We start from the raw sequence: 9181 nt of genomic DNA, 5'->3' as shown, positions 1-9181 counted from the left end.
CCTACATGTAATCTCAGTATTATTTTGGTGGTTTTCTGTCTAGTAATGTAGCTCGTTTAATGCTACTATAGCCATACTTATTGCGTATTTCGTCTAACATATGATCGACCTCTGCTTTTTCAGTTGTCATCTCCATATCAAAGAGCGATACTTGACGGTAGTCCGACGCTTCAAAACCACTTACAGTTACGCCAAGTAGACGCAAGGGTTTTTTAGTCCATGCCTGCCGGATGAGCGCCATTGCCGTTTCATAGATGATTTCAGTATGGTGGGTTGGTGCTTCTATAGTTTTTGACCTTGTCATCACTGAAAAATCACTGTATTTTAGTTTTACCGAAACCGTCTTGCCACTCAGCATTTTTCTTCTAAGTCGATAACCCACACGATCTGCCAGCAATAAGACTTCTTCCCGAATCAAAGCCATCTCCAGAATATCTTTAGAATAGGTCATCTCATTTCCGATGCTTTTGGGTTGTTCCATAGATCCATCCACCACATCTGTACCTATACCATTGGCGCTTTCATGCATATACATACCTGTCTTATACCCAAAAGCATCCACCAGTATATTTACTTTAGCATTAGCCAAATCTCCTATTGTCTTAATGCCCATTGCCATTAATTTGGGCACTGTTTTTTTCCCAATTCCATATAGCTCCCCAACTTCAAGTGGCCATATTCTTTCTCGAAAACCCTCTTCAAAAAGTGTGGTGATGCCCATAGGTTTTTTATACTCCGATGCCATCTTTGCTAGAAGCTTATTGTTGGCAATTCCAACGGAACAGGGTAAGTCCAGTTGCTTTAGAATGTCGTCTTGAATTCTCTTTGCTGCCACTTTGGGCTCTCCAAAGAGATGCTCTGTTCCAGTCATGTCCAGAAAAGCTTCGTCAATAGAAACTTGCTGCTTAATAGGCGTATAATCATCAAAAATCGACATGACTTTTTGGGACATCTCCACATATAGATCATGGGAGGCAGCAATAACCTTCCCTTTTGGGCAAAGTCGCATAGCTTCATGAATCAACATCGTTGTTTTGACACCATAGGCTTTTGCATCATAGGAAGCTGCAAGTACGATCCCGCGTCTTGTTTCTGGATCACCGCCTACAATAAGGGGTACCTGCTTAAGCTCAGGATTTCTTGCCTGTTCACAAGAAGCAAAAAAGGCATTCATGTCGATATGAAAGATGGTTTTGGGACACATATTTATCACCTGTTTTCATCGTACAATAAAACCGCCTGATAAAGCGGTTTAAAAAACCGCCTATAAAGGCGGCTTTATATAGTCTTTATCCTATTGGTTGACTTTAACCGTCCAATTGTATAAATCTTCAATAGCACCGCATTGAACGCCGGTAATGGTATCATACAATCTACGTGCAACCGGTCCTATTTCTCCGTTATTAACCGTCAATTGACGTCCATCCCAGTCAAGTAGACCAACCGGTGAAATAACCGCTGCTGTACCTGTACCGAAGACCTCTTCAAGACGGCCGTCATCGTGTGCCAGATACAAATCATCAATAGAGATTTTTCTCTCAGATACCTTCATCTTCCAATCTTTTAACAATTGGATGACAGAATCTCTCGTCACACCCGGTAATATACTGCCTTCTAGGGAAGGGGTAATTATCTCACCGTCTATTTTGAAGAAAACATTCATGGTGCCTACTTCTTCAATGTATTTTCTCTCTACGCCATCTAACCATAGTACTTGAGCATAGCCTTTTTCTTTGGCTTTCATCTGTGCTTTTAAGCTGGCCGCATAATTGGCTCCGGTTTTTGCAAAACCTACGCCACCTTTAACTGCTCTTACATACTCAGTCTCTACCCATATTTTTACTGGGTTCATACCTTCTTTGTAATAAGCGCCAACAGGGGATAAAATAATCATCAGTTTATATCTATTGGCTGGACGAACACCTAAAAAAGGATCCGTCGCAATAATAAATGGACGTATATATAAAGATGTTCCCGGTAGGCTTGGTACCCAGTCTTTATCCATTTCTACAATCGCTTTTATGGCTTGTAACACATCCGCTTCATTCACTTGTGGTATGCAGATTCGTTGATTGGTGGTATTGGTTCTTTTTATATTCATCTCCGGTCTAAAAAGTAAGATCTCATTACTTTTTGTCCTATAGGCTTTCAAACCTTCAAACATCTCCTGACCGTAATGGAATACCATAGCTGAAGGTGCCAGCACCACGTCTTGATAGGGGACAATCCTGGGATCGATCCATCCCTTACCTTCTTCATAATCCATGATAAACATATGATCTGTAAATATATTGCCAAAACCCAATTGATTGGGGTCTGGTTTTTCCTTAAAAGTTGTCGCCTTTTCGATTCTTATATTGAGCATGGATAAGCCCCTTTCCCATTTCTATTTCCACAAATAACTGCAGAAATTGCGTTACTCCATATTATAACAGTTCTTCAAAATAATTCAACAGATTTTTGTCGCCTTAACTTGTTAAAGTGTTTCCAATAAAGCAAGGTCAAAGTATATGAAATACACATAGAAAAATCGTAAAGCTTGATTCCAATGTTATCTTAATTCAATGGTTAAGGCGTCAAAACTATTTTGACCCTTTAACCATTCAATGCTTCTTTTACATTTAAGATGGCACACATTTTCCCACACATGGAACAAGTTGTTTCATCTTCTAGTTCTGTATGCTCACGGTAAGCCCGTGCTTTTGAAGAATCTATGGCCAAATCAAACATAGACTTCCAATCCAGATTAACCCTAGCTTTACTCATCTGGTTGTCCCAATCTCTTGCGTGTGGTATTTTCTTAGAGATATCTGCCGCATGAGCTGCAATTTTTGTTGCGATGATGCCTTCCTTCATATCTTCAACTGTTGGCAGGCGTAAGTGTTCAGCCGGGGTTACATAGCATAAGAAGTCCGCACCGGCCGCTGCTGCAATCGCACCACCTATAGCACCGGTGATATGGTCATATCCAGGCGCTACATCCGTCACCAGAGGACCTAACACATAAAATGGTGCGCCATGACAGAGTTTTTTCTCAAGCATAACATTGGCTTTGATCTCATCCATCGACATATGACCCGGTCCTTCAATAATGACCTGTACATCTTTATCCCACGCACGTTTTGTGAGTTCTCCAAGTGTAATTAGTTCTTGAATCTGGCTGGCATCTGTAGAATCTGCCAACCCTCCCGGTCGACAAGCATCACCTAGACTTAGTGTTATATCAAATTCTGCACATATATCCAATAGATCATCAAAATACTCATAATAGGGATTATCATATCCGGTTAGGCGCATCCATGCAAACATCAAAGAGCCACCTCGTGAAACCAAGTTCATCAGACGTGGGTTTTCAAGAAAGGTCTCTGACGTCCTACGGTTCATACCGGCATGAATGGTCACAAAATCCACACCATCTTCTCCGTGCTTACGTACCATGGCCAAAAAATCTTCAGGCTGGACATCTTTAAGCTCTTTTTCAAAAAAACCAAAAACATCATATACCGGCACCGTGCCAATCATGGCACCGGACATTTCGATCAGTTCTTTTCTAAACTGCTCGGTTTTTCCATAGTTACTTAAGTCCATAATGGATTCAACACCCATATCCAGTGCAACTCGGACTTTCTCAAGTTCCATTTCCGGATCATTACAGTCCTTTGATATACCCAGATTCACATTCATTTTGGTCCTTAACCCTTCACCAACACCTTCAGGATCAATGGACAAATGCTTACGGTTGGCCGGAATGACAAGGGTTCCTTTTGCGACTTTTTCTCTTAAACCTTCGACATCCATATTTTCTTTTTTAGCTACTATTCTCATAATATCCGTGATAATGCCTTGCTTTGCTGCGTTCATTTGTGTTGTATAAGTTTGCATCGTTTTCTCCTAAAATTTCTTCTTTATTTGATGGATTCTTTTTGCAATGTTTTCTTTTTTTTCTTGATAGATGGTTGACACCATAGCAACACCATCTAGGTACCTGGTATGTTCTTGTGATAAAAGATTGGCTGTGATACCACCAATGCCATATAGAGGCAAAGGTACATGATTATAAATGGACTGTAGTGTTGGCAGATTCATTGGTATAGCGTCTTGCTTCGTTGGCGAAGAAAAAAGTGCCCCAACACCAAGATAGTCTGCGCCATAATCCGCTGCATAACGGGCCTGTTCTAAGGTTTTGGCCGTAGCTCCAATAACGACATTTGGGCCCAGTTTTCGCCTTGCTTCTCGAATGGAGGTGTCGTGTATGCCAAGGTGAACACCATCTGCTCTAATTTCTTTTGCTAACTCTACATCGTCGTTAATTATAAAGGTCGTACCATATCTCCTGGCCATGGCTTGTAACTGTCGACTCTCTTTTAGTTTTTCTTCCCAAGTTTTATGTTTCACACGGTACTGAAGATACCCAACACCGGATTGTAATGCTAATTGCGTTTTTGATAAACATGTAGATCTAAATGCCCGTTCATTTTCAGTCTCTTGAGTGATTAGGTATATGGGTGCATTTCGTTTGGCCACTTCATCCATAAGTTGTTGCTTGTATAGTCCTAGTCTTTGCTGATGGGCGATCTCTTGTGCAGCCATCTGACTGCTCCGCTTCATGCAATCGAGAGCTTTTAATATGGCTTCATGTCGATCCATACTTGACGCACATACACGTGTTATGATCAAACTGTTTAACATGCAACCTGTACCTGTCATACGTTGTTGTAAAACACTACCACCTGTAAGTGCCCAAACGCCTTTTGATGAGGCTACATAATCTGTAGCACCGGTAATAACCACAATGAATTCAAGGTTGAAGACTTCATACTTTTTCCACAGGTTTTGTGCCAGTTCATTGTGCTTATCCCCTACATCTATCTGACTGTCTACACCGTAAAATGTTGTACTGATTTTTTCATTCAGCAAGGCTTTTGCCTCTTGGGTATTACACTTTAGAATAGATACCCCACCGTTTTTCAAAGCTTTGATTGATTGGTTCATACGAAACCGGCTTGCGCTACATCCAACTGGGTCCAAAAGAAGTATTTTATTATGTTCCTTCGCTATTTGATGCGCATAATCCATTTTATTAAATCGCATTTGATCTGCCGTTCCGATGTTAATAACAACACCATCTACTTTGGGAATGATTTCTTCATACTCCATTGAGGCTTCGGACATGATTGGCCGCCCACCGGATGCTATACACATGTTGGCCACGTCCGCCATGGTGACATAATTGGTCAAAAAATGGATGATCGGTTTTTTAGTTTCCAAGTGCATGAACAACCCCCTCGCCTTGACCCACAAGATAGCCATCTCTTATGGCCTTTGTGACCGTTTTTTTTGCGCCGCTTATAGCTTTATTAAGTGCTTTACCGGATGCTAACTCACAGGCTATGGCTGAAGAAAGACAACACCCTGTTCCATGTGTACAATTACTCACCAAGCGTTTTTCCCTAAAGGTTACCATCTTATTGCCATCATAGAAAAAATCAATGGCCTGATTTTCCCAAGTAAAATGACCGCCTTTTAATAAAACCGGTGTATGATACATTTGATAGAGTTTTTTACAACTCATTTCCATATTTATCCCTTTTTTAATCTGGATACCGGTTATTTTCTGGGCTTCAAAAAGATTGGGTGTTATTAATGACACTTTACTCATTAACTTATCGAGGGCTATTAAAGCCTCTTCCCTAATGAGCTGTTTTCCCGTTGATGCATACATCAAAGGGTCTAGGACAATGGAACACTTTTGATCCTCAAGCCATCTTATTACAGCAAGAATGTTCTCCACCGTATAAAGCATACCTATTTTGATGGCTGAAATCACAAAATCTTCATCCATGACAGAGAGTTGTTCTCTAACATCAATAGGTTGAACATGATGAATTTTTTGGGTGTTTTGAGCGGTTATGGCGGTTATAGCGGTTAAGGCATGATGGCCATAGGATGCTATGGTTTTTATATCTCCTTGTATACCTGCGCCACCAGATGAGTCTGATCCGGCAATCGTGAGTACATTTTTCATATTTTTTCTTTCCATTTTCTCATTGGTTTCAATATATCTGTGGCTTCAAGAATAATCAGCGAAAAAACACTACCTACCAAAGAACTGATTCCAAAAGGTATAATAAAGAAAAAAAGACCAACATGATTGCCCATCAGATAACTTGCCACTGGTGCTGCAATCATACTCCCTCCGATACCGGTTCCCATGACTTCACCTAAACAAGCCATCCGATGATTAGAAAAACCTTGGTTAGAAAACCGTTGATATAGAAAGCCTGCCAACGCGGCGCCTATCATACTTCCCGGAAAAGCCAACAAAGAACCCATACCCAACATATTGCGTATTAATGAAATCAAAAATGCATTAATCACCGCGTAAGCCGGTCCAAGTAGCACAGCGCCGATGACATTAATAAAATGTTGAATCGGAAAACACTTAGCAACACCAAAGGGAATATAAAAGGTACTCAGTATAACCCCTAGAGCTATTAACATACCTGAGATTGATAGCTTCAATGATCTGTTGTTTTTTGCTTTGTTCATCATAACCTCCATCTTGTGAATGATTTGATGATTCGGTTTATGCAGTTTTGAAAACATTCAGAAGTCTTTGAAAAAAGAAAAAACTATTATACAATTTTCACCTGTATAATAGCCTTATATTTGACTTAAGCTTTCCTACGTCGGCATGATCCGAATCAGGTCAAGGGTCAAAGACAATGGTCTTCCTCTCAGCCAGCATATCCGGCTCCCCTAGCGTTCTATTTAATTGAGTTACGGATAAAGATTATCATAAAGATGCGTATACGTCAATACTCGGTTGTCATTAATTATAATTTTATAGGTCTATTCATATGAAAAAGCTAATATTTTATTCTACTTAGGTCGATAATATAGATAGAATAAGAATAGTGCGCTTTATTATAGGAGATGATCTTATGAATTATTGGCCACATGATAAACACATCATTGATAACAGGGAAGGACCTGATTTTTGGATGAAATGGATAAAAATCGCATCTATTTTAGGCTGGATTATGGTCGGTGCTATTGTCGTGATGTTTGATCAGGCAAGACCTCAGATTTACTCAATTTTAGACATACATTATAATAAGGTTTCAGCTAGTACTTGGAATCAAGATATTCTAATGGGTACATTTATATTATCTATCTGTACATTTCTTTTTATCTTGATATCCTTATTGGCCAACGCTCAACGTCTAAAGAGAAAAGTGGATCGCGTTCGCATATCTTTAGTGATTACCATGTTTATATCCCTAAGCTTTATGTTAGGACTATTCATATGGTACTTGGGTACTTTATAATAACTTGTTCAATCTCATCTGTTGTGAATAGGAATGTACTGACCAATCCACAGCCTCATACCCCATCTTTATGAGATGGTTATTAATATTGCTAAAAGGTCGACTACCAAAAAATCCCTTCCTTGCAGAAAAAGGGGATGGATGGGGGCTCTTTAGAATTCGATGTATTGGATTCGTAATTAGAGCCTCTTTTTTTATGGCATGGTTTCCCCACAAAACAAAAACCATTCCTTCTTCACGTTCATTCAATACTTCTATGACCCGATCAGTAAACCTTTCCCATCCCAGATGCTTATGAGATGAAGGTGCACCGGCTCTTACAGTACATATGGTATTCATCTAGAATTCAAATTGATCTCTTTTATCTGAGACATACTTATCTAATTTTAACGAATTAACACCTATATAAACAGGTTTTTCAGATTTGTAAAATGTAACAATTAATGGATATCTGATTTCCCTCATGTCAATGAGTTCTGCTTCAAACATTTTTTCATTTTCGTATAAATTTTCAATCTCTTGAAGCGATAATGAACAGTATGCAGAATCATATTTTTTTATATACTCTTCATTTTTAAGTCTTTTTTGCTGAATAGAGACTGGCTTTGTTTCCATCGACTTTAACCATTCACTTTTCGCATTCTCATTAAATGCATTTATTTCATCATCTGTTATCTTGTTATAAAAATTATTTATTTTTTCAATAATATTCATTGCAGTATTACGATCTGTAATGAAATTTCCATTATAAAAAAAGGCACTATCATTATTCTCAAAACTAACAAAATAATTATTCATATAATCGTCACCCTCTCGTCAAACCCTTCCACGATTAACATCTATATAACCGATAAGCTATATATTTTCTATCTGCCAATCAATTGGCTCTATGCCATGTGTTGCCAAAAATTCATTACATTTACTAAAGCACTTGCATCCAAAAAAACCACGATAAGCAGACAATGGGCTAGGGTGGGGTGCTTCTAATATTAAATGCTCTGGATTCGTTAAAAACTCTCGTTTCTTTTGCGCTGGCTTTCCCCACAAGAATATAACAATAGGTCTATTTTGCTCGTTAACGGTTTTAATGATTTCATCGGTAAATATTTCCCAGCCTTTACTACTATGTGAGTTTGGTTCTTTAGCTCTTACTGTAAGAACTGTATTGATTAAAAGTACGCCTTGATCTGCCCATTTTTTTAAATAACCATTATTAGGGATGTCCATTCCCATATCATCTTGTAACTCTTTGTATATATTTACAAGAGACTTGGGTATCTTCTGATGGGGTAAAACTGAAAAACTTAAGCCGTGTGCCTGGTTTTCATTAAAATAAGGGTCTTGACCCACTAATAAAACCTTGACATGTTTTAGGGAAGTATAGTTTAGCGCGTTATAAATGTCTTCTCTTGGTGGATAAACCGTTTTCGTGTTGTATTCTTTGTTCACAAAGGTTTCTAAATGCTTATAGTAATCTTTATCAAATTCATTTCCTAGGACTTCAAGCCAGTCTTTTTGTAAGATTTGCATAATTTCACTCCATATTTTTTTCTGTAGTGCATCTTAGAATAATAATACCATAAAAATGACTTCTTAGCATTATTAGACCATTCGATGGTCGCGTTAGTTTACTGTCGGAAAAGTAAGGATAGAGAAATCCTAATGAGATATTATGAGTTCTATGAAAACCATCTTACCATAGTTTTAAAATTCATTGTACCTTTTCCATTAAATTCATATGCTTAAAAAGCCAGTCCATTTAGGATTGTGGCTACTAGACTTTAGTATATCTAAATTCCCCGGCTAAAAACCCTTCCATGACTACATTACAAACGACCTTCCTTGATACG

General features: G+C 38.6%; 10 protein-coding genes and 1 riboswitch. Of the genes, 1 reads left to right on the top strand and 9 read right to left on the bottom strand.

The window, feature by feature from the left end:
• Positions 1 to 19 precede the first annotated feature (19 nt).
• From dinB to thiW, 6 genes are all read right to left on the bottom strand, one after another.
• Positions 20 to 1204: a DNA polymerase IV gene (dinB, locus tag P0N36_RS13650; RefSeq protein ID WP_275843412.1), complete on the bottom strand. Its 1185-nt coding sequence runs from the start codon at positions 1202 to 1204 to the stop codon at positions 20 to 22.
• Positions 1205 to 1294: 90 nt separating this feature from the next.
• Positions 1295 to 2365 carry a branched-chain amino acid aminotransferase gene (locus tag P0N36_RS13645; RefSeq protein WP_275843411.1) on the bottom strand — a complete coding sequence of 357 codons (1071 nt, stop codon included), beginning with the start codon at positions 2363 to 2365 and terminating at the stop codon, positions 1295 to 1297.
• Between the two features lie 230 nt (positions 2366 to 2595).
• Positions 2596 to 3882: a phosphomethylpyrimidine synthase ThiC gene (thiC, locus tag P0N36_RS13640; protein WP_275843410.1), complete on the bottom strand. Its 1287-nt coding sequence runs from the start codon at positions 3880 to 3882 to the stop codon at positions 2596 to 2598.
• 9 nt (positions 3883 to 3891) lie between these two features.
• Positions 3892 to 5274, bottom strand: a complete 1383-nt coding sequence (gene thiE, locus P0N36_RS13635) for a thiamine phosphate synthase (protein WP_275843409.1) — start codon at positions 5272 to 5274, stop codon at positions 3892 to 3894.
• The gene (thiD, locus tag P0N36_RS13630; RefSeq protein WP_275843408.1) at positions 5258 to 6025 is read right to left on the bottom strand and encodes a bifunctional hydroxymethylpyrimidine kinase/phosphomethylpyrimidine kinase; all 768 of its coding nucleotides are present in this window, start codon (positions 6023 to 6025) and stop codon (positions 5258 to 5260) included. Before thiD ends, thiE begins: the two co-directional genes overlap by 17 nt.
• Positions 6022 to 6549, bottom strand: coding sequence for an energy coupling factor transporter S component ThiW (gene thiW / locus P0N36_RS13625; RefSeq protein WP_275843407.1), 528 nt, complete (start codon positions 6547 to 6549; stop codon positions 6022 to 6024). Before thiW ends, thiD begins: the two co-directional genes overlap by 4 nt.
• Positions 6550 to 6664: 115 nt before the next feature.
• Positions 6665 to 6771: riboswitch (TPP riboswitch) on the bottom strand.
• A 173-nt stretch (positions 6772 to 6944) separates the two neighbouring features.
• Here thiW and P0N36_RS13620 point away from each other — a divergent pair.
• Positions 6945 to 7331 carry a hypothetical protein gene (locus tag P0N36_RS13620; protein ID WP_275843406.1) on the top strand — a complete coding sequence of 129 codons (387 nt, stop codon included), beginning with the start codon at positions 6945 to 6947 and terminating at the stop codon, positions 7329 to 7331.
• Here P0N36_RS13620 and P0N36_RS13615 read toward each other — a convergent pair.
• Genes P0N36_RS13615 through P0N36_RS13605 form a run of 3 tightly spaced genes read right to left on the bottom strand, consistent with a single transcriptional unit; the run spans position 7326 to position 8861 of the window.
• Entirely contained in the window at positions 7326 to 7670 is a 345-nt protein-coding gene (locus P0N36_RS13615; protein ID WP_330684034.1) for a uracil-DNA glycosylase family protein, read from the bottom strand. The two genes, P0N36_RS13620 and P0N36_RS13615, sit on opposite strands and share 6 nt — an antisense overlap.
• Entirely contained in the window at positions 7671 to 8129 is a 459-nt protein-coding gene (locus P0N36_RS13610; protein ID WP_275843405.1) for a hypothetical protein, read from the bottom strand.
• A 57-nt stretch (positions 8130 to 8186) separates the two neighbouring features.
• Positions 8187 to 8861, bottom strand: coding sequence for a uracil-DNA glycosylase (locus P0N36_RS13605; protein ID WP_275843404.1), 675 nt, complete (start codon positions 8859 to 8861; stop codon positions 8187 to 8189).
• Between the last annotated feature and the right edge of the window lie 320 nt (positions 8862 to 9181).

The sequence above is a fragment of the Petrocella sp. FN5 genome (assembly GCF_029210395.1).
In the GTDB taxonomy this organism is placed as follows: Bacteria; Bacillota; Clostridia; order Lachnospirales; family Vallitaleaceae; genus Petrocella.
This window is presented reverse-complemented; position numbering and strand designations above follow the sequence as displayed.